Genomic DNA, 18,960 nt, shown 5'->3' with positions numbered 1-18,960 from the left:
TTCGCGCATTGGGCAAGGAATGCTCCATTATCATCCAACTGCCGGGACACGGCATGTCAAAATGTCGCGACGGTTGCGTGACGAGGGAAGGAAAGACAGATGCTGCTTGAAGGTGCTTGCCATTGCCGCCTGGTGCAATTTTCGCTGCGCTCTAGCGAACCCTATCCCTACATGTATTGCTATTGCTCGATCTGCCGTAAAACCGCCGGCGGTGGCGGTTACGCCATTAACCTGTCCGCCGAAGCCAATAGCCTCGATGTACGTGGCAAAGAACACCTCTCCGTTTATCAGGTGCTTCTAGACGGCGAAGCTGGGGAAGCTGGCGAGACCAGCCCGGCCGAGCGCAATTTCTGCGCGCGCTGCGGGTCAGCTCTTTGGGTATGGGACCGGCGCTGGCCGGAGTTGCTGCACCCCTTCGCCTCGGCCATCGATACGCCGCTGCCGAAGGCGGTTGAGCGCTGTCATATTATGCTCGATTTCAAACCCGGATGGGTGCCGGTGCCGGGCGGCAAGCGCAACGGGCATTTTGCTGGCTATCCCGATCAGTCGATCCATGACTGGCATCAAAGCCGGGGATTGCGAACCGAAGACTGAGGTTATTTCAGATAAATCTGGTGGCTGAATTCTACGCCGTTGGAAATGGTTATGCGCTCGAATCCGAACAGCCGGGCAAGATCGAAAAACGTGAAATATTCCTGTACGCCGAATTCCTGAAACAGGCGCGAAGTGCGTGCCACTGCGGTCAATGTGGCGAGCAGCGCGCGGGCGCGGTAGATGGTGTCGATCGACCCGGGCTGTTGGCCGACGATGATTAACTTTTGCGCTTCGTCGCCCTTGGCGAAAATCGCGTATTGCGGCTCATAGGGCCGGCTCAAAATTTGCTCGGTCAGATTGTTTATGAATTTGAGGCGCTGTGAACGGTCGGCATCGGGCATGATGGTGGCGCGCGCCTGATAGGTCTCGCTGCTGGTGATGGGCGGATAATAATAGCCAGCATGGCGGTCAATTTTGCCCTCTTCTGCAGTAGCGCCACCGGATGCTGCGCCCAATACGGCGACCATCATGGCGGCCGCCAGGATCGCGGCCAGGCGATGTGTCAGAACTGTTGTCACACGAAAAATTCCCTGATGTCAGTTTGAGCGCGCATTTTGTGGCGCGGCGGATGGTTTGTCACGGTCAATTCCCAGCCACGTCGCGGAAGCTTGCTGAAATGCGCTGAATCATGCGAAATGTCGAGCATCGGCGACCGAATCTGCGCCGAGGTATGGGGAGTAAGTGCGGTGAAAGTGCTCGTCTTAGGCGCCGGGGTGGTGGGAACGGCAGCGGCCTATTATCTCAACCGAGCCGGTCATGAGGTGACGGTGATTGAGCGCAATCCTGGCGCCGGGCTGGAAACCAGCTTTGCCAATGGCGGCATCGTCAGCGCCTTCACCGCCCGGCCCTGGGCAACTCCGGAAGTGCCGCGCATGCTGATCAAATGGTTCGGCCGCCAGGACGCGCCCTATCTGTTTCGCCTCCGTCCCGACTGGTCGCAATGGAGCTGGGCGCTGAAGTTCCTGCGCCAATGCACGCGCGAGCGCTTTGAACACAGCCAGGAAGTGTCGCTGCGCCTCTCGACTTACAGTTATGGCTGCCTCAAAGAAGTGCGCGAGCGCGAACAGATTCAATATGACCAGCGCGCCGACGGCGTATTGCACCTGTTCCAAACCCAAGAGCAACTGGACGCCGCAGCGGCGGCGGAATTGAGTCACGCGGATTCGCGCTTTCACCCTGAGGTCATCGATATGCGCCGCGCCGTCGTCATAGAGCCGGCGCTGGCAGCAGGCGCCGGGGCTTATGCTGGTGCGCTGTTCTTCCCGCAGGATGAATCGGGCGATGCGTATAAATTCACCGCCGGGCTGGCCGCTGCCGCCGAACGCCAGGGTGTCACCTTCCGCTACGGCGTCGCGGCGCGCCGCCTGCAGGCCGACGATGGCCGCATCACTGCAGTCGATACCGACCAAGGGCGGCTCGAAGCCGACGCCTATGTCATGAGCCTCGGTAGTTTCAGCCCGCTACTGTTGCGTAAAATCGGCATCCGCGTGCCTGTCTATCCGCTCAAAGGATATTCGGTGACGATCCCAACGGACGGCCATCACGGCGCCCCCGGTGTTGCCATTCACGAAGGCTCGCGCCGCATCGTGATGAGCCGCCTCGGAAACCGCCTGCGCGCCGCCGGTACGGCGGAGTTAACCGGCTATGACGCCAGCGTGTCAGCTTCCCGCACCCAGGCGATACTCGACGTGACGATGGCGCTGTTCCCCGAATGCGGCGACGCGGCCAAGGCCGAGCGCTGGGCCGGCTTCCGCCCGATGACGCCGGATTGTCTGCCGATATTGGGCCGCACCCGCTACACCAATCTCTATATGGACACCGGTCACGGCAGCACCGGCTGGACCTATGCCTGCGGCTCGGGCCAGGTTGTCGCCGATATGATCTCCGGCAAGCAGCCTGAGATCAATCTCAGCGGTCTGACGGCAGACCGATTCTGAAGCGATGCCGTGGCTCGATTGTTTGTGGATCTATTTAGCGGCGGCCGGCGCTTTGGTATGGCTCGGCATTCTGATCCAGCCGTGGCAGCCCTGGCGCACGCGCGAGCGTTTTGCCGTGCCGCAAATGGCCGCGGCGCCGGCGGATAATGACCTTAGCACCGTCACAGTGCTGATCCCGGCACGCAACGAGGCGCGCTTCATTGGCAATACCCTTGCGGCACTCGGGCACCAGGGCAGAGGCTTGACGATCATCCTGATCGACGATGGCTCGGAAGACGGCACCGCCGAGACGGCGCGCCTTGCCGCGCCCGATGGGTGCCGTCTCGAAATCATTGCCGGCTCGGCGCTGCCGTCAGGCTGGGCTGGCAAGATGTGGGCCCTCGAACAGGGGCGCGAGCGGCTGACCACGCCGCTGGTGTTGCTGCTCGATGCCGATATCGAGCTGGCACCAGGCGCTCTGCCGGCGCTGCTGGTCGCGCGTGAAGAAAAGGGTGTCGCGTTTCTCTCGCTGATGGTGGCGCTCGACATGCGTGGCTTCTGGCAAACGCTGCTGATGCCCGCCTTCGTCTATTTCTTCAAGCTGCTCTACCCGTTTCGCCTGTCCAATGGGCGGGGCCGTCTGATCGCCGCTGCGGCCGGTGGCTGCATCTTGACCGAGCGCGATGTGCTGGCTGGGATCGGCGGGTTCAAAACCATCAAAGATGCCATTATCGATGATTGCAGCTTGGCCCGTGCGGTGACGCGGCACGGTGCCCGCACCTGGATCGGCCTGACCCATTCGGCGCGGAGCCTCCGCCCCTATGACGGGCTCGGCGAAATTTGGCGCATGGTGGCGCGCAGCGCCTATACGCAATTGCGCCATTCTTTCGTGCTGCTATTGCTGTGTACGCTGGTGTTCGCGCTGGCTTGCGGCCTGCCGCCATTCATCCTCGTCGCCGTTCCGGTGCTCGGCGCCAAGCTGATTGCCGCGACGGCGCTGTTGTTCATGGTGGCCGGCTATCTGCCGACCCTCATTTATTACCGGATGCCGCGCCTTCTTGCGCTGACGATGCCGCTGGTCGGCTTGATCTATCTCGCCATGACGTGGAGTTCCGCGTTCGACCACTGGCGTGGCTGTCGCAGTTTATGGAAAGGCCGGGTATATTCGCGTGACCTTAAGTCCAGTAAGTGAGAACGCGATTGTGAGCAAGATTTCTGGGCGCGGGCAATTCGTCCGCCTGAGCGAGACCGAACGACCGGAAATCACCATCCATGTTGACGGCGCGCCGGTGACGGCATTGGCCGGCGATACCCTGTTGACGGCACTATTGCTGGCTGGCGGGCAGGTGCGCGATTTCGAGTTCGGCGCTGGCGGGCGAGCTGGGTTCTGTCTCATGGGCGCGTGTCAGGATTGTTGGGTGCAATTGGAGGCCGGTGGTTCGGTGCGCGCCTGCACGAATTATGTGCGCCAGGGCTTGCGCCTGAAAACCGGTAGCGCTGAATGAGCAGCACCGAAAACATCCTCATCATTGGCGCCGGCCCGGCAGGGACCCGGGCCGCCGAGATCTTGGTCAGGCAGGGCCTCCGGCCCATCGTCGTCGATGACGCTCCGGCCAGCGGCGGGCAAGTCTACCGCCGCCAGCCGCCCGGATTCCGCCGCAGCGCCAAGCTCAGATACGGCTTCGAAGCAGCCAAGGCCGAAGCCCTCCACGCCACTTTCGACGCGCTGCGCGAACGTGTTGATTATCGCCCTGAGACTAGCGTGTGGTCGATCGAGAATAATGTGGCATTCACGATCGGCCCCAACGGGGTGACGCGCATTCCGTTCGCCGCGCTGCTGCTATGCACCGGCGGAGTAGACCGCATCCTCCCGATTCCGGGCTGGACGCTGCCTGGCGCCTTCACCCTGGGCGGCGCGCAAATCGCCCTCAAGGCACAGGGCTGCGCCATCGGCACGCGGGTGGCGTTCATGGGCAGCGGCCCGCTGCTTTATCTCGTCGCCTATCAATATGCCCATGCCGGCGCGAAGGTGGCCGCCGTGCTCGATACGGCGCGGCTCCGTGATGCACTGCCGGTCATCCCTGGCCTGCTGGCCGGTGGTACGACATTGGCCAAGGGCCTGTGGTATCAAAACTGGCTGCGTTTCAAGGGCATTCCGCTCAAACGCGGTATTCGGCCAGTCGCGGTCGATGGCGAGGACCGCGTTAGCGGTCTGCGTTTCCATGACGCCAAGGGGCGTGAGCGGCGCATCGACTGCGACGCCATGGCTTTTGGCTGGGGCGTTAAACCGGAATGCCAGTTAGCCGAACTCGCGGGCTGCGACATGCGCTTCGATGCCGCGGCGCGGCAATGGCTGCCGGAATGTGACGCCGAAGGGCGCTCGAGCGCCGAAGCCGTATATCTGGCCGGCGACGGTGCCGGGGTGATGGGCGCGGACGCGGCAGAATATCGCGGTGAGCTAGCGGCGCTGGCGCTGCTCGCCGATCGTGGCTTGGCGGCACATGCCGGGCGGCGTGAATATCTCAAGACCCGGCTCAGGCGTTTGATGCGCTTTCGCATCGCCCTCGAGCGCGCGCTGCCCTATCCGGCGGGATTGGCGGCGGCGCTGGCGGACGACACCATTGTTTGCCGCTGCGAGGGAGTAACAGCGGGCGATATCCGCCAAAGCCAATCCCTCAAACCGGATGAAATCAACCGTGCCAAAGCCTATACCCGGCTTGGCATGGGGCGCTGTCAGGGCCGCATGTGCGGCATCGCGGCGGCGGAAATACTGGCGCATCGGAAAGGCGTGGGCTTGGCTGAAGTAGGCCGCCTGCGCGGTCAGGCGCCGATCAAGCCACTGCATATAGGCATCGGCGGCGCAGCAGCTGAGGACGATCCCGAACGGGCGGCGTCGATATGAGCCGCATCGAGACGGAAATCGCCGTTATCGGCGGTGGTATCGCCGGCTGCTCCACCGCCCTCCATATAGCGCTGCGCGGCGTGCCGGTGGTGTTGCTGGAAAAGCGCCAAGCCGGCGCCGCGGCAAGCGGTGTGAACTTTGGCGGTGTCAGGCGCAATGGCCGCGCTTTGGCTGAGCTTGAGCTGGCGGCGCGCGCCATTGAGATCTGGCACCGCCTGCCGGAGCTCGTCGGCAACGATTGCGAATATAGTGCCACTGGCCATCTCAAGGTGGCGCGCAACGACGACGACATGGCCGCCATGGCGGCTCATGCCGAAGGCCAGGCGGAATACGGCTGTGCCGTCGAGATGATTAGCCGCAACGCGCTGATCGCGCGCTACCCATGGTTCGGTGAAGCGGCGGTCGGCGCTGCCTGGTGCCCCAGCGACGGCCAAGCCAATCCGCGCCTGCTCGGCCCCTCTTTTGCCCGTGCTGCCCGCGCTGCCGGCGCGGACATTCGCGAATATGAGCCGGTGGCAGCACTAGAAAAAGACGGCGATGGATTTCTCATCCGCAGCGAAACTGGCCTCGAAGTGCGCGCCCGCCAAGTGATCAATGCGGCCGGCGCCTGGGGTGCCCGGGTCGCTGGTTGGCTCGGCGAAGCCGTGGAATTATGGCCGATGATGCCACAGATGGTGGTGACTGAGCCGGTACCTTATTTTATCGAGCCGGCGCTCGGTGTCGTTGGCGGCGATGTCTATGTGCGGCAAATTCCACGCGGCAACATTATCTTCGGCGGGCGCAGCGGCACCGCCGATCTTGACGAGGGCTTCGGCCACGCCATGGCGGAAGAAGCGCTCGGCACCTTGCAGCGCACCGCCAAAGTGATTCCGCGCATGGCGGATATCAATATCATTCGCTTGTGGAGCGGCGTCGAAGGCTGCACGCCAGACCAGTTGCCGGTGCTTGGCCCGAGCGCGACGACACCCGGCGTGATCCATGCCTTCGGCTTTAGCGGCCACGGATTTTGCCTCGGCCCCGGCGTCGGCGCGGTAGTGGCCGAATTAGCGCTTGATGGCGACACAAAAACCGCCATCGACGCGTTTGATATATCGCGTTTCCACCCGTGAATTTGGCCGGCCAAAGGGCGCGAGCGGCGCAGGCAACAACATGCTGCCGATACCGTAGTCCCGATAAGGCTTCACGACGGGATATCTAAGACCACATTGCCCATCTGGCTCGCGCCGTCGAGATAGCGCATCGCTTCGACGCCGTCCGCAAGAGGAAAAGCGCGGTCGATGACCGGATGGATTTGATGCTTTTCGGTAAACGCCAGCATGTCCTGGAATTCTTCGCGGCTGCCCATGGTGGTGCCAATGATGCTTTGCCAGTGCAGGAAAAGGCTGGCGAGGTCGATCTCGACCAAGGCGCCGCCGGTGGCGCCAAACACCACCATGCGGCCGCCATTGGCAAGCGCCGCCATCGAATTCTTCCAAGTCGCTTCGCCAACGGTCTCGATAACGATATCGGCGCCGCGTCCGTCGGTAAAATCACGCACCGCCTGGCCCCAATCGCCGTCGCTCGGAACGGCCAAATCCGCGCCGAGTTTACGCGCCCGCTCTAACTTGTCGGCGCTGCGCGATGTGACGACGGTCCGCGCGCCTGCCGCTTTGGCGTAGAGCAGTGCCTGGGTCGCAGCACCACCGCCGATGCCGGGAATGGCGACGGTCTGGCCCGCTTTGAGCCGGCCCTCGGTAAAGAGTGCTCGGTAGGTCGTAATGCCGACCAGGCAGAGTGCGGCGGCCTCGCGCCAGTCGAGGTGAGCCGGTTTGGGCTCGACCTGATGACGGCCGATGACGATTTGTTCGGCGAAGGTTCCGTGATCCGGAAAGCCGAGAATCTTGTAGCCGACGCCATATTCACCGAGCGGCACCTCGTCGCGGCTGGCCCAGTCCTGGCTTGAGTTGACGACAACTTCATCGCCGGGGGAGAGGTCCGTCACATCGGCGCCGACGCGCTCGACAATACCGGCGCCGTCCGAACCCAGAATGACCAACGGCCCGCTCGGCCCAGCACGCATGCAGGTCCAAATATCGCGGTGATTCAGCGCCGCCGCTTTGAGCTTGATGCACACCTTGTCGGGGCCGACATCCGGTAATTCCATATCGCAATATCTGGCGCCGTCGAGACCTTCTCCTTGATGAGCGATCGCTTTCACGTTTTATCTCCCGAGATTTTCAATTTGTTACTGGTGGATTATAGTCACCAGCGGACGACAAGAAAGCCGGGAGGAAGCAATGGCACGCGAGCTATACGAGTTACAGGGACGGGACGACAAACGGTTTAGCCCATTTTGTTGGCGCGCGCGCATGGCGCTTTGGCATAAGCGCCTGGAAGCGGATTTCATCCCGGTGCAATTCGGGCAGAAAGAAAAAATTGCCTTCAGCGGTCAGGACCTGGTGCCGGTGCTTCGCGAGGATGACGGGCGGGTCGTCCATGATTCCTGGACGATCGCTTGTTATTTGGAAGACGCCTATGGCGATCAGCCAAGCCTGTTCGGCGGTGCGGCCGGACGTGCCGGTGCGCGCTTTATCGATGGCTGGGTCGCTGGCGCTGTGCATCCGATCATCGCCCGCTTGGTTCTCAGCAACATTCACGACAACGCGATCGTCGAGGCGGATCAGGCCTATTTCCGCACCTCGCGCGAGAAGCGCATCGGTATGAGTTTGGAGGAATTTACCGATACCAGCGAAGGCCGGATTGCCGCCTTTCGTGCGGTGTTACAGCCGGCCCGGCTGGCGCTCGAAGAAATGCCCTATCTGGCCGGTCCGGAGCCGCTCTATGCCGATTACATCCTCTTCGGATCGTTCAAATGGCTGATTTCATGCTGCTCACTGGTTTTACTTGCCGAAGACGACCCCATATATAATTGGTACGAGCGCATGCTCGGCTTGTTCGATGGGTTTGCCGCGTCGGACGGCGCGGTCGAAGGACAGGCGGCTTAGCTCGTTTGGATTTGTTTACGAGGGGGTAAACAGAGAAAAAATGGCAGGAGACGCGAGCGCCGGCACAGGTGCAAGCAATGGAAGAGTCGATGGCGAGTTCGACCTTCGCTTTTGGGGTGTACGCGGTGGAATCCCAACCACCAATGCGCAAACCATGCGGTTTGGCGGCAATACACCCTGTATCGAGGTGCATTGCGGCAATCATTTGATCATCCTTGACGCCGGCACCGGCATTCGGCCGTTTGGCCTTGCGCTCGATCAATCGCGGCCGATCCACGCCGATATATTCTTCTCCGTCAGCCGCTTCGATCATGCTTGTGGTCTGCCGTTTTTCGGCGCCGGCTATAACCCAGCCAATGATTTCAAGGTCTGGGCCGGGCATCTCGGCCCAGGCGGCAGTATCGAGCAAAATCTTAACGACCTCATGACGTCGCCGCTGTTCCCTATTCCGCTCAGTTTTATTGGCGGCCTCAAGGCATGGGGCGATTTTGTCGCTGGTGACGCGTTCGAGCCGCGGGACGGCATCCGCGTCCGGACGGCGGCGCTCAACAATCCCAGTGGCGCTACCGGTTACCGCGTCGAATATGGCGGCAAGGCGCTGGGCTATGTCAGCAACACGGGCCATCTGACGGACCAGCCGGACGAAACCGTCCTGGCGCTGATCGAAGCCTGCGACCTCGTAATTTACGATTCCTATTATTACGATGAAGAAATCGCCAATGGCGGGCTACGCGGCCATTCTACTTGGCAAGAGGGCTTGCGCCTGTGCAAGGCGGCGGGCGCTAAGCGCATGGTCGCCTTCCAGCACCATCCGGATCATTTCGACGATGAATTGCAAAAGGTGCAGGCGGAATTGGATGAACGCCTTCCGGGCTCGTTTGTTGCCTTCGAAGGACAGGTCGCCCGGCTTTAAGTTTCCTTCGTTAGGCGTGCCTCAAGCGCCGCGATCCAGCGTTTGACCCGTCGTTGGTTGACGCCGAAATCCTCCATGCCGTAGCGCGCCTTACTCGACAGCATGAGCGCCGCGCCGCCGTTCTTCAAAGCCGTGATCTCGGCCACCACATCATCGGGAAAATGCCAATAGGCGGTCCGCTGGACGAAGCTCATATGATTTTCGTTGGGCGATTCCGATTGGAGTTTGGTGCGCGGCTCGGTCAGCGCATATTCGCGTAGGGTGGCGTAAAGTCGCGCCGCATCGCAGGTAAACGCCGGAATGACGATGTCGGGCGCTTCGACGGCCGAACCGATAGTGGCGGCGATGAAGTGATTGCGCATCCGCGCTCTGGCCATTTATTGATCTCCTTTTCCACCACAGCATAACGGTTTGCTGGCGCGATATCCAAATGCGATGCAAGGTTCTTGTGCACCGCCCCGGCGCCACCCATGATCGCTGCGGAATTCTACGGAGAGCCGGATGTTTCGAAAGTTCGAACGGGAAACTGTCGATGCTGCGGGTGTCGAGATTAATCTCGTGCGCGGCGGTTCCGGACCACCGGTATTGCTGCTGCACGGCTATCCACAAAGTCACGTCATGTGGCATGAAGTTGCGCCCATATTGGCGCAGCATTTCACCGTCATCGCGCCGGATTTGCGCGGCTATGGCGACAGCGCTAAGCCGGAAGCCGGCGCCGATCATGCTGGCTACAGCAAGCGCGCAAGTGCCGCGGATCAAGTCGCGGTGATGGCGGCGCTCGGGTTCGAAAAGTTCGCGCTGGTCGGTCATGATCGCGGCGCGCGCGTTGCCCATCGCCTCGCTCTGGATTATCCCGAGAGAGTGCAGCGCTTGGCGCTGATAGACATCGTGCCGACCTACACCGCCTTCATCGAGACCAATATGGAAAAGGCGATGGGCTATTACCATTGGTTTTTCCTGGCCCAGCCGTTCGATCTGCCGGAACGCCTGATCGGCGGCGATCCGCTGTTTTATCTGCACTGGTGTTTGAAAAGCTGGGGCGGCGGCAGGCTGGATTATTTTTCCTCCGAGGCGCTGGCAGAGTATGAACGTTGCTTCGCTGACCCGGCGGTCATCCATGGCAGTTGTGAGGATTACCGCGCCGGCGCGACGATCGACTTAGAACATGATGCCGCCGATCTCACGCAGAAGATCGCCTGCCCAACCATGGTGCTATGGGGCAACCGTCTCAACAAATGGTATGACGTGGCTGAGGTCTGGCGCACTCGGGCCGAAAGCGTTACCGGGGGATTGCTTGATGGCGGTCATTTCTTACCTGAGGAAATGCCCGAAGAAGTGACTCGTGCGCTATTTTATTTTCTGCGCGTGTAAATCACAACGCAGCCAAAAAATAGGCTAAAGCGACCGCGCCCAGCGCTGGCACGCAGCACACCGCCGCCAATACGATGGGCGTCGCTGCGCGGGCGGCGCGGGAATCGCCGAGTTGCATATGCCGGGCCGCAATATCGGCGAAAAAGACCAGCAACAGGATCGCCAATGCCGGCAGGCTAACGGTTGCATAGTGCAGCGCCGCGATCCAGGCGAGCAGGAACAGCGTCCCGCCGGCGCCCATCAAAAGCGCTGCGCCGTACGGGAAGACATTGGTCGGCCAGTTCCATAGTGAGAACCCGAACAGTGCCGTCGCCAGGGCGACCGCCAGATGGGCGATCTCTATCGCGCCTCCGAGCATCGTCACCGCCGCCAGGCCGAGCGCCGCGACCATCAGCATTGCCGTGGGGTTGAGCCCGGCCTCGCGTTCCGCTTCTAAGCGCCATAATGCGGCAATGCTCGCCAGCCACATTGCGCCGAGACCTATCAAAGCCATGGTGCTGGCAGTCTCGACGCCTGGAAGCTCAAGCCAATAGAGCAGCGCCGCACCGCCGACGGGGAACAGCAGCCATCGGATGAAGGGTGGAAAACGCAGAAAGTCGAGGCAAAACCCCAGCGCTACGCCGCCCGCGATGCCATAGACCAGCTTGTCCAACCCGCTCATTGGCGGGTGCGGCGGAACGCCGATGATGAGGAAATAGACGGCGGCGACACTCAACGCGACAGCGGCGCCGGCTACATTTGGCCCGCGCGTTCGTCCATTCGCCAAGCGCACGGCGCCGGTCAGAACAAATCCCAGCACGGCGGGAATGAGCGCGCTTTGAACCGCTGCCTGATCGAAAAAACCGATTTCTATGATGGCCTCCCGGGATCGCTCTGCCGACGCTGGAAATTAGACTGCCGGGCCACATGTTTTACTGTATGTCATTAAGTTGCGCATTCGATAAAGGAAGCGGGATGGAATTCAGCGTAAAACCGGAACCAGAAAATCCGCGTCTCACGCGTGAGATGCGTGGCCTCGATCAGAATGGCGAAGAATTGCAAATTCGCGTCGTCGAGGAACGGCCGATGACGATATTCCTCAATGGCCAGGAAATCGTCACGGTAATGACGATCCGCGACCACCCGGAATATCTCGCGCTTGGCTATCTCCTCAATCAGCGCATGTTGCTGCCTGACGACATCGTGACGGCGGTCGATTATGACGAGGATATCGAGACCATCGTTGTGCGCACCAAGCGCAAGACCGATTACGAGAAAAAATTACGTAAGAAAACGCTCACCTCCGGCTGCGCCCAAGGCACTGTCTTCGGCGACATGATGGAGCATATCGACAGCGTTCAATTTCCACCGGATGCGGTGCTAAAAACCTCCTGGCTGTACACGCTCAGCCGCAAGATCAACACCCAGCCCAGTCTCTATCTGACAGCCGGAGCGATCCATGGCTGCGTGCTGTGCGAGGCCGACCGCCCATTGATCTACATGGAAGATGTTGGGCGCCACAACGCCATCGACAAAATTGCCGGCTATATGTTCCGTCACGGCGTCGCGGCGGAAGGCAAAATGTTCTACACCACCGGGCGGCTCACCAGCGAGATGGTGCTGAAGACGGTGCAGATGGGTATTCCAGTACTCATATCGCGCTCGGGCTTCACCGCCTGGGGCGTGGAACTAGCCCGCCAGACCGGCCTGACCTTGGTCGGGCGCGCCAAGGGCAAGCGCTTTATCGTGCTCGCCGGAGAAGAGCGTATTCAGTTCGATGCCGATGCGAGCGAAGTGGCCGCAGCGGCCCGCCGGCAGCGGCGCGGCGGGACCAGCGCCGCCTGAGCTCTTGTCCCATGAAACTTGAATTACACTGGCAAGGGCCGTACGGCGCCGGATTGTTTCCGCACAGTGCTGAAGGCATGGAGAACTTGCTGCGCGCCGGGGTTTATCTCCGCATCAAGAGCTATTCGGGTGGGCGGACGGTGGCTTATGTCGGACAATCAAAACAGGTGCTGGCGCGCATCGATCAGCATATCGGCGGTGTGCTCAGTCTGACCCATGGCCTGCGCGATGAGTCCGGCCAGGTGGTTTTCGCGCCGGCGTTCGACGCCCGGCTCCGCGCTCTCAACGATATCGACAAGGTCGCCCAATTGGCGCTGGCCGAGGCGCGCCGCATGCGCTTTTATTGCGCGTTCTGCGATGATGGTTTCGACAGCGATTTTCTTGGGCTGGTGGAATATCTGCTGATGCAACGCCTCGCTGTCGCCGGCGGTGCCAGTGATGCGGAAAATATAAACCGCCCGCCGGTCGCGGAGTTCGATGCCGAGGTCGTGGTTAAAAGTGAATTCGGCGCTCTGGCGGCCGCCTGTAAAAAGTTGGTAGGCGGCTTAGTCGGCGTGGCGCCGCTGATGGTGGAGGACGCAGTTGGTTGAGATGCAATCAATCGCCGGGGTGCTACTGGCGGGGGGCTTGGCCCGGCGCATGGGCGGCGGCGACAAAAGCCTGCGCTTGCTCGCTGGGACGCCGATCCTTGGCCATGTGTTGGCGCGCGTGCGCCCGCAGGTCGGGCCGCTCCTATTGAACGTCAACGGCGATCCGCGGCGCTTCAATGAATTTGCGCTGCCCATGGCGGCGGACGTGATCGAAGGCCATGCCGGGCCGCTCGCGGGAATCTTGACCGGCATGGATTGGGCGGCGGAGCACGCGCCGGATTGCGCCTGGCTGGCGAGCTTCGCCACGGACGCGCCGTTTCTGCCCGGTGATCTGGTGGCCCGCCTTGATGGCGCGATTGCGGCGGAGGGCGCGGAGATGGCGTGCGCCGCCTCGAACGGCCGCAGCCATCCGGTGTTTGCCCTCTGGCCGATCGCACTGCGCGCTGCGCTGCGCCATGCGTTGGTGGAAGAGGATATCCGCAAGATCGACGCCTGGACCGCGCGCTATAAAGTCGCGACGGTCGAATTTGCGGCGACGCCGCATGATCCCTTTTTCAACGCCAACCGCCCGGAAGATTTTGCCGAGGCGGAGAGATTGTTGGCCGAGATCGGCTAATCCGGGACCAAGGTCACGTACCGGCCGAGCGGCTTCAAGGCGCGGACCGAGCCACCTTCAGCGACCCGTTGCGCCGTGCCATCGAGATCGGTTGGGATAAGTCCGGACAGCGCGTTGATGCCAAGCGCCAAGAGCGCCGGACAAAGTGGTGCGCTCGGCCCCACCAGCACCGTAAAGGCGGAAGCCGGCGCGAGCGCAAGTAGGCCTGCAAGGCTGCCGTTGGAAAGCGCCGATGCCGTGATAGCGAGATATTTTGCCGCCGGAATGAGATCGGCGGCGGCTTCGGGCGGATAATCGCCGGGGCGGGGTTCGCGCTCGATCACGGCGGCGCCGGGGAGTTTTTCATCGAGCTCGGGAAAGCGCCCGATCACCACGGTGTGTTGGCCGCACGGCTTTATCATGTCGAGACCATTCACGGCTACGCCTTCGAGGTCATAGCGATTGTGATGCGCGTTGGCCGCGGCATAGCCCAGCACGCGTTCGAAGATATTGTCCGATTCCATCAGCGCGGCGAGATCAGCCAGGGTGCGGCCCTGATAACTGCCAGACTCGGGCAGGCTGCGGCAGCCCTCAGTGCCGCGCACCGGTGTATGCACCAGTCCGGCGCCGACCGGCCCCTCGACATAGGTCCAGTTGAGGCCGATGACGACGCGTTTGGCGATGCCGGAGATGCCGTGACGGAGAACGGCGCGAAGCCGGTCTTCCACCCCGGTCATGGCAGCCTTATTCCGCCGCCGCCGGTGGTGCCGCTTTTTCTACTTTAGCGGCGCAGAATTTGAATTCGGGAATCTTGCCAATCGGATCGAGCGCCGGGTTGGTCAGCATGTTGGCGGCCGCCTCGGCATAGCAGAACGGCACGAACACAACGCCCTTGGGAATGCCGGTATCAGCGCGCGCCTTTAAGGAAATGCGCCCGCGTCGCGTTGCCACCTCGATCTGGTCGCCGGGGCGAATGCCGAGCCGCTCCATCTCCAGCGGTGCCAGGCTAGCGACCGCTTCGGGCTCGAGATTGTCGAGCGTTTCCGAGCGCCGCGTCATGGCGCCGGTGTGCCAGTGCTCCAACTGCCGCCCGGTGGAGAGCACCATCGGGTATTCCGCATCCGGCATCTCGTCAGGCTCGATGATGCTGGCCGGCACGAATTTTCCGCGCTTCGACGGCGTCGGAAAGCCGTTACCAAAAATGACATCGTTGCCGGGCAAATCTTCGCCGTCGCACGGATAGGTTACGACGCTCTCGCGCTCAAGACGCGGCCAAGAGATGTTGTTGAGCGAGGCCATGCATTGTTTCATCTCGGCGAACACGTCCGACGGATGGGCGTAATTCCAATCGAGGCCGATACGCTTTGCTAGTTCGGCGATGATCCACCAATCTGGCATCACGCCGTCCGGCGCATCGACCGCTTTCCGGCCCATCTGAATTTGCCGGTTGGTGTTGGTGACGGTGCCGTCTTTTTCGGGCCATGCCGTGGCCGGCAGGATCACATCGGCGAAAAACGCGGTTTCGGTAAGGAAGATTTCCTGCACAACGAGATGGTCGAGCCTGGCGAAGGCTTCGCGCACGTGGTGGGTATTGGGGTCCGACATCGCCGGATTTTCGCCCATGATGTACATGCCACGGATATCTCCCGCATGTGCCGCATCCATTATTTCAACCACGGTCAGGCCGCGTTCGGGATCGAGCGAGGCGCCCCATAGCGCTTCGAAGCGGTTCTGAATGGCGGTATCGGTCACCGGTTGATAGTCCGGATAGAACATCGGGACGAGGCCGGCGTCGGAGGCGCCCTGTACATTGTTCTGGCCGCGCAAAGGATGCAGGCCGGTGCCGGGGCGGCCGACTTGGCCGCTCATCAGGGCGAGCGAGATTAGGCAGCGCGCGTTGTCGGTGCCATGGATATGTTGCGAGATGCCCATGCCCCAAAAAATGATGGCAGCCTTGGCGCCGGCATAAAGCCGCGCCACCTCGCGCAGCACATCGGGTTCAATGCCGCAGATCGGCGCCATCTTCTCGGGCGAAAACTGCTTCAGATGATCGCGCAGTTGTTCGAAGCCTTCGGTGTGGGCCAGGACATATTGCTGGTCATAAAGTTCCTCGGCGACGATGACATGCATCAGCGCGTTCAACAGCGCGACGTCGCGCCCCGGTTTGAACTGCAGGAAATGGCTGGCGTGGCGCGCCAGCGTGGAGCCACGCGGGTCGATGACCACAAGCTTGGCGCCTCGCTGGGCGGCGTTCTTCAAAAATGTAGCCGCCACCGGATGATTGGAGGTCGGATGCGCGCCGATGACGATGATGACGTCGGAATGGCGCGCCTCGTTAAAGCTCGCAGTCACCGCGCCGGAGCCGATGGTTTCCAATAGCGCCGCCACCGACGAAGCATGACAAAGACGCGTGCAGTGATCGACATTGTTGCTGCCGAAGCCGGAGCGCACCAACTTCTGGAACAGATAGGCCTCCTCGTTGGAGCCCTTGGCCGAGCCAAAGCCGGCTAGCGCCTTGCCGCCTGACGCATCGCGAATGCGGGTCAGACCCTGGGCGGCGATTTCGAGCGCTTCTTCCCACGTTGCGTCACGAAAATGGGTGTACGGGTTGGCCGGGTCGATATCGATATTGGCAGATTTAGCAGGTGCGTCGCTGCGCCGGATCAACGGCTTGGTCAGGCGGTGGTCATGGTTGACGTAATCAAATCCAAAGCGACCCTTGACGCAGAGACGCTCCGAATTCGACGGGCCGTCGCGGCCTTCGACCGAGAGGATCTTGTTGTCTTTGACGTTAAAGGTGAGCTGGCAGCCGACGCCGCAATACGGGCAGACGCTCTCGACCTTCTTGTCGGGAATGACTTTGCCGACACCGCGCGCCGGCATCAGGGCGCCGGTTGGGCAGGCCTGCACGCATTCACCGCAAGCGACGCAGCTCGACGATCCCATGGCATCGTCGAAATCGAACACAATCTTGTTGCCGGCGCCGCGCCCGGCCATGCCGATGACATCATTGACCTGTACTTCGCGGCAGGCGCGCACACAGCGCGTACAATGGATGCAGGCATCTAGATTAACCGACATGGCGGTGTGGCTGACATCGGCGGCGGGTGTGCGGCGGGCCGGAAAGCGGCTCGCGGTCTGGCCCATCTGCTCGGCCCAATGCCACAGTTCGGAATTCGGATCGTGGCTGCTTTCGCGCGGCGGCTGATCGGCGACCAGCAGTTCCATCACCATCTTGCGCGCCGTTGCCGCGCGCTCGTTGCTGCTGTGCACCACCATGCCCTCGGTCGGCTTGCGGATGCAGGAGGCGGCCAGCACCCGTTCGCCCTCGACCTCGACCATGCATACGCGGCAATTGCCGTCTGCGCGATAATCCGGCGCCTTGGAATAACAAAGATGGGGGATGTCGATGCCGGCGCGCTCCGCGCATTGCCAAATCGTCTCACCCTCCGCCGCTTCCAGGGTTTGGCCGTCCAGAGTAAAGCTGGTCTTGGCGCTCATCTTGTTTCCTCGGTCAAATCCTCGGGAAAATGCTTCAACACCGTGAGCAGCGGATTGGGTGCCGCCTGGCCGAGGCCGCAGATCGAGGCGTCCATCATGGTTTTACTGAGTTCGCGCAACAGCGGTTGATCCCATACCGGCGCCGACATGAGCTTGACTGCCTTTTCGGTTCCAGCGCGGCACGGCGTGCATTGGCCGCAGCTTTCATACTCGAAAAAGCGCATCAGATTGAGCGCCGCAGCACGCATATTGTCTTGGTCGGACAACACGATGACGGCAGCCGAGCCGATCAAGCAGCCTTCGCTCTCCAGCGTCCCGAAATCGAGCGGTATATCGCCCTTCGACGCGGGTAGGATACCCCCCGAAGCGCCGCCCGGCAGATAGCCTTTGAATTCATGCCCTTCGGCCATGCCGCCGCAATATTCTTGAATCAGCTCGTTAACGGTAATACCGGCCGGCGCGAGCTTGACGCCGGGATCGCGCACCCGGCCCGAAACCGAAAAGCTGCGCAGCCCCTTGCCGCCATTGCGGCCTTCATCGGCGAACCATGCGGGTCCGCGCTCGATGATGTCGCGCACCCAATAAAGTGTCTCGACATTGTTGATCAGCGTCGGGCGGCCGAACAGGCCGACCTGGGAGGGGAAGGGCGGTTTGTGGCGCGGCTCGCCGCGCTTGCCCTCGATGCTCTCCAGCATCGCCGATTCCTCGCCACATATATAGGCGCCGGCGCCGCGCCGGAGCGTGATCTTGGTGCCGGCATCGAGGCCGGCGGCGGAGAGTTTGGCGATTTCTTCGGCCAGCACCTGATGTAGGCCGGGATATTCATCGCGCAGATAAATAAAGCATTCTTCTGCCGCGACGGCGCGGGCGGCGATCAGCATGCCTTCGAGAAAACGGTGCGGATCGCGCTCCATGTAATAGCGGTCCTTAAAGGTGCCAGGCTCGCCCTCATCGGCATTGACGGCGAGCAGGCGCGGCTCCGGTTCGGCCAGCACGAAGCGCCATTTCCGCCCTGTCGGGAAGCCGGCGCCGCCTAATCCGCGCAGTTCGCTTGCTTCCAAAGCGGAGATGATATCTTCGATATCTGTATCTCCATTTATGCAAGCTTTTAGAATACGATATCCGCCATTTTTAATATATTCATCGAAGCTGACATAAGATGGAATTTCGGGATGAGTTTGACCTTTGTTGACGGCGTCCATGACATTATCGGCGGTGGCATTGACCACGTGATGATGGCCGACCTCGGCCACCGGCGCGCTCTCGCAGCGCCCCATGCAGGGCGCGCGGACGAGGCGTACTTGGCTGCTGTCGAGGCGTCCCTTCAGCCCTTCATAGAGCGCGTCCGAACCGAGCATTTCGCAACTCAGGCTGTCGCACACGCGGATGGTGAGAGGCGCTGGCGGCGCGTCGCCATCGGCGGTCACATCGAAATGAGCGTAGAATGTAGCGACTTCATAAACCTCGGCCAGAGACAGCTTCATCTCCTGGGCCAGCGCCACAAGATGGCGCGCAGACAAATGGCCGGCGTTGTCTTGAATTATGTGGAGATGTTCGATCAGCAGATCGCGGCGGCGCGGTCGATCGCCGAGCAAAGTCTGTATTTCGCGGAGCGCCTCGGGTTCGACTTGGCGGCCCTTGCCCTCGTAGCGCGCGCCGCGCACCCCCTTACCGGGATGGCCGAATTTACGAATGCCACTCTTTATTACAGCCATCGATCCCTGCCTGCGTCTAGCCCTGCGGCGATACCGTGGCAAAATCGCCTCGATT

At 61.6% G+C, this 18,960-nt stretch carries 19 protein-coding genes; 12 read left to right on the top strand and 7 right to left on the bottom strand.

Annotated features, from left to right (window positions below):
- The first annotated feature begins 99 nt into the window (after positions 1 to 99).
- Positions 100 to 594 (top strand): GFA family protein, encoded by a 495-nt coding sequence (locus O3A94_07810; GenBank protein MDA1356157.1) that lies wholly within the window; start codon positions 100 to 102, stop codon positions 592 to 594.
- Between the two features lie 2 nt (positions 595 to 596).
- Here O3A94_07810 and O3A94_07805 read toward each other — a convergent pair whose 3' ends face one another.
- Positions 597 to 1,112 carry a molybdopterin-guanine dinucleotide biosynthesis protein A gene (locus O3A94_07805; GenBank protein ID MDA1356156.1) on the bottom strand — a complete coding sequence of 172 codons (516 nt, stop codon included), beginning with the start codon at positions 1,110 to 1,112 and terminating at the stop codon, positions 597 to 599.
- A gap of 117 nt (positions 1,113 to 1,229) precedes the next feature.
- On the opposite strand from O3A94_07805, the gene O3A94_07800 reads away from it, so the two are divergent.
- From O3A94_07800 to O3A94_07780, 5 genes are read left to right on the top strand one after another with little or no spacing between them, the layout of a single operon-like run.
- Positions 1,230 to 2,531, top strand: a complete 1,302-nt coding sequence (locus O3A94_07800) for a D-amino acid dehydrogenase (protein ID MDA1356155.1) — start codon at positions 1,230 to 1,232, stop codon at positions 2,529 to 2,531.
- A 4-nt stretch (positions 2,532 to 2,535) separates the two neighbouring features.
- Positions 2,536 to 3,702 carry a glycosyltransferase gene (locus O3A94_07795; GenBank protein ID MDA1356154.1) on the top strand — a complete coding sequence of 389 codons (1,167 nt, stop codon included), beginning with the start codon at positions 2,536 to 2,538 and terminating at the stop codon, positions 3,700 to 3,702.
- 19 nt (positions 3,703 to 3,721) lie between these two features.
- Entirely contained in the window at positions 3,722 to 4,015 is a 294-nt protein-coding gene (locus O3A94_07790) for a 2Fe-2S iron-sulfur cluster-binding protein (protein MDA1356153.1), read from the top strand.
- The gene (locus O3A94_07785) at positions 4,012 to 5,412 is read left to right on the top strand and encodes an FAD/NAD(P)-binding oxidoreductase (GenBank protein ID MDA1356152.1); all 1,401 of its coding nucleotides are present in this window, start codon (positions 4,012 to 4,014) and stop codon (positions 5,410 to 5,412) included. The genes O3A94_07790 and O3A94_07785 overlap by 4 nt, the downstream gene beginning before the upstream one ends.
- Positions 5,409 to 6,521 carry an FAD-binding oxidoreductase gene (locus tag O3A94_07780; GenBank protein ID MDA1356151.1) on the top strand — a complete coding sequence of 371 codons (1,113 nt, stop codon included), beginning with the start codon at positions 5,409 to 5,411 and terminating at the stop codon, positions 6,519 to 6,521. Before O3A94_07785 ends, O3A94_07780 begins: the two co-directional genes overlap by 4 nt.
- Positions 6,522 to 6,592: 71 nt before the next feature.
- On the opposite strand, the gene O3A94_07775 is transcribed toward O3A94_07780, so the two are convergent.
- Positions 6,593 to 7,609, bottom strand: coding sequence for a zinc-binding dehydrogenase (locus tag O3A94_07775; GenBank protein MDA1356150.1), 1,017 nt, complete (start codon positions 7,607 to 7,609; stop codon positions 6,593 to 6,595).
- A gap of 79 nt (positions 7,610 to 7,688) precedes the next feature.
- Between O3A94_07775 and O3A94_07770 the strand changes: the two genes are divergently transcribed.
- A complete protein-coding gene (locus O3A94_07770; protein MDA1356149.1) occupies positions 7,689 to 8,396 on the top strand; it encodes a glutathione S-transferase N-terminal domain-containing protein in 708 nt (235 codons plus the stop codon).
- A 40-nt stretch (positions 8,397 to 8,436) separates the two neighbouring features.
- On the top strand, positions 8,437 to 9,309 hold the full coding sequence (locus O3A94_07765; protein ID MDA1356148.1) for an MBL fold metallo-hydrolase: 873 nt from the start codon (positions 8,437 to 8,439) through the stop codon (positions 9,307 to 9,309).
- Here the strand turns inward: O3A94_07765 and O3A94_07760 are convergent.
- A complete protein-coding gene (locus O3A94_07760) occupies positions 9,306 to 9,686 on the bottom strand; it encodes a DUF1499 domain-containing protein (protein ID MDA1356147.1) in 381 nt (126 codons plus the stop codon). The genes O3A94_07765 and O3A94_07760 overlap by 4 nt on opposite strands.
- A 124-nt stretch (positions 9,687 to 9,810) precedes the next feature.
- Between O3A94_07760 and O3A94_07755 the strand changes: the two genes are divergently transcribed.
- Positions 9,811 to 10,680 (top strand): alpha/beta hydrolase, encoded by an 870-nt coding sequence (locus tag O3A94_07755; GenBank protein ID MDA1356146.1) that lies wholly within the window; start codon positions 9,811 to 9,813, stop codon positions 10,678 to 10,680.
- A gap of 1 nt (position 10,681) precedes the next feature.
- On the opposite strand, the gene O3A94_07750 is transcribed toward O3A94_07755, so the two are convergent.
- Positions 10,682 to 11,446 (bottom strand): hypothetical protein, encoded by a 765-nt coding sequence (locus O3A94_07750; protein ID MDA1356145.1) that lies wholly within the window; start codon positions 11,444 to 11,446, stop codon positions 10,682 to 10,684.
- A gap of 188 nt (positions 11,447 to 11,634) precedes the next feature.
- On the opposite strand from O3A94_07750, the gene O3A94_07745 reads away from it, so the two are divergent.
- The 3 genes from O3A94_07745 to mobA are packed head-to-tail and all read left to right on the top strand — an operon-like array spanning position 11,635 to position 13,710.
- A complete protein-coding gene (locus tag O3A94_07745) occupies positions 11,635 to 12,504 on the top strand; it encodes a formate dehydrogenase accessory sulfurtransferase FdhD (protein MDA1356144.1) in 870 nt (289 codons plus the stop codon).
- Between the two features lie 11 nt (positions 12,505 to 12,515).
- Entirely contained in the window at positions 12,516 to 13,094 is a 579-nt protein-coding gene (locus O3A94_07740) for a hypothetical protein (protein MDA1356143.1), read from the top strand.
- Between the two features lies 1 nt (position 13,095).
- Complete coding sequence (gene mobA, locus O3A94_07735) at positions 13,096 to 13,710, top strand: molybdenum cofactor guanylyltransferase MobA (GenBank protein ID MDA1356142.1); 615 nt, start codon at positions 13,096 to 13,098, stop codon at positions 13,708 to 13,710.
- Here the strand turns inward: mobA and O3A94_07730 are convergent.
- Genes O3A94_07730 through O3A94_07720 form a run of 3 tightly spaced genes read right to left on the bottom strand, consistent with a single transcriptional unit; the run spans position 13,707 to position 18,905 of the window.
- Positions 13,707 to 14,426 carry a DUF364 domain-containing protein gene (locus tag O3A94_07730; GenBank protein ID MDA1356141.1) on the bottom strand — a complete coding sequence of 240 codons (720 nt, stop codon included), beginning with the start codon at positions 14,424 to 14,426 and terminating at the stop codon, positions 13,707 to 13,709. The two genes, mobA and O3A94_07730, sit on opposite strands and share 4 nt — an antisense overlap.
- A 7-nt stretch (positions 14,427 to 14,433) precedes the next feature.
- Complete coding sequence (gene fdhF / locus O3A94_07725; GenBank protein MDA1356140.1) at positions 14,434 to 17,190, bottom strand: formate dehydrogenase subunit alpha; 2,757 nt, start codon at positions 17,188 to 17,190, stop codon at positions 14,434 to 14,436.
- Positions 17,187 to 18,905: an NAD(P)H-dependent oxidoreductase subunit E gene (locus O3A94_07720; GenBank protein MDA1356139.1), complete on the bottom strand. Its 1,719-nt coding sequence runs from the start codon at positions 18,903 to 18,905 to the stop codon at positions 17,187 to 17,189. Before O3A94_07720 ends, fdhF begins: the two co-directional genes overlap by 4 nt.
- Between the last annotated feature and the right edge of the window lie 55 nt (positions 18,906 to 18,960).

The sequence above is a fragment of the Pseudomonadota bacterium genome, assembly GCA_027624955.1.
GTDB lineage: Bacteria > Pseudomonadota > Alphaproteobacteria > UBA828 > UBA828 > PTKB01.
The sequence above is the reverse complement of the archived record's forward strand: the minus strand, read 5'-3'. Positions and strand labels throughout refer to the sequence as shown.

What these genes read in the sequence shown, in the direction of transcription:
- O3A94_07785 (MDA1356152.1), top strand. Translation starts at nt 4,012, where the DNA reads ATGAGCAGCACCGAAAACATCCTCATCATTGGCGCCGGCCCGGCAGGG.
- O3A94_07795 (MDA1356154.1), top strand. Translation starts at nt 2,536, where the DNA reads ATGCCGTGGCTCGATTGTTTGTGGATCTATTTAGCGGCGGCCGGCGCT.
- O3A94_07720 (MDA1356139.1), bottom strand. Translation starts at nt 18,905, where the DNA reads ATGGCTGTAATAAAGAGTGGCATTCGTAAATTCGGCCATCCCGGTAAG.
- O3A94_07740 (MDA1356143.1), top strand. Translation starts at nt 12,516, where the DNA reads ATGAAACTTGAATTACACTGGCAAGGGCCGTACGGCGCCGGATTGTTT.
- O3A94_07755 (MDA1356146.1), top strand. Translation starts at nt 9,811, where the DNA reads ATGTTTCGAAAGTTCGAACGGGAAACTGTCGATGCTGCGGGTGTCGAG.
- O3A94_07760 (MDA1356147.1), bottom strand. Translation starts at nt 9,686, where the DNA reads ATGGCCAGAGCGCGGATGCGCAATCACTTCATCGCCGCCACTATCGGT.
- O3A94_07770 (MDA1356149.1), top strand. Translation starts at nt 7,689, where the DNA reads ATGGCACGCGAGCTATACGAGTTACAGGGACGGGACGACAAACGGTTT.
- O3A94_07730 (MDA1356141.1), bottom strand. Translation starts at nt 14,426, where the DNA reads ATGACCGGGGTGGAAGACCGGCTTCGCGCCGTTCTCCGTCACGGCATC.
- O3A94_07810 (MDA1356157.1), top strand. Translation starts at nt 100, where the DNA reads ATGCTGCTTGAAGGTGCTTGCCATTGCCGCCTGGTGCAATTTTCGCTG.
- O3A94_07780 (MDA1356151.1), top strand. Translation starts at nt 5,409, where the DNA reads ATGAGCCGCATCGAGACGGAAATCGCCGTTATCGGCGGTGGTATCGCC.
- O3A94_07765 (MDA1356148.1), top strand. Translation starts at nt 8,437, where the DNA reads ATGGCAGGAGACGCGAGCGCCGGCACAGGTGCAAGCAATGGAAGAGTC.
- fdhF (MDA1356140.1), bottom strand. Translation starts at nt 17,190, where the DNA reads ATGAGCGCCAAGACCAGCTTTACTCTGGACGGCCAAACCCTGGAAGCG.
- mobA (MDA1356142.1), top strand. Translation starts at nt 13,096, where the DNA reads ATGCAATCAATCGCCGGGGTGCTACTGGCGGGGGGCTTGGCCCGGCGC.
- O3A94_07745 (MDA1356144.1), top strand. Translation starts at nt 11,635, where the DNA reads ATGGAATTCAGCGTAAAACCGGAACCAGAAAATCCGCGTCTCACGCGT.
- O3A94_07800 (MDA1356155.1), top strand. Translation starts at nt 1,230, where the DNA reads ATGTCGAGCATCGGCGACCGAATCTGCGCCGAGGTATGGGGAGTAAGT.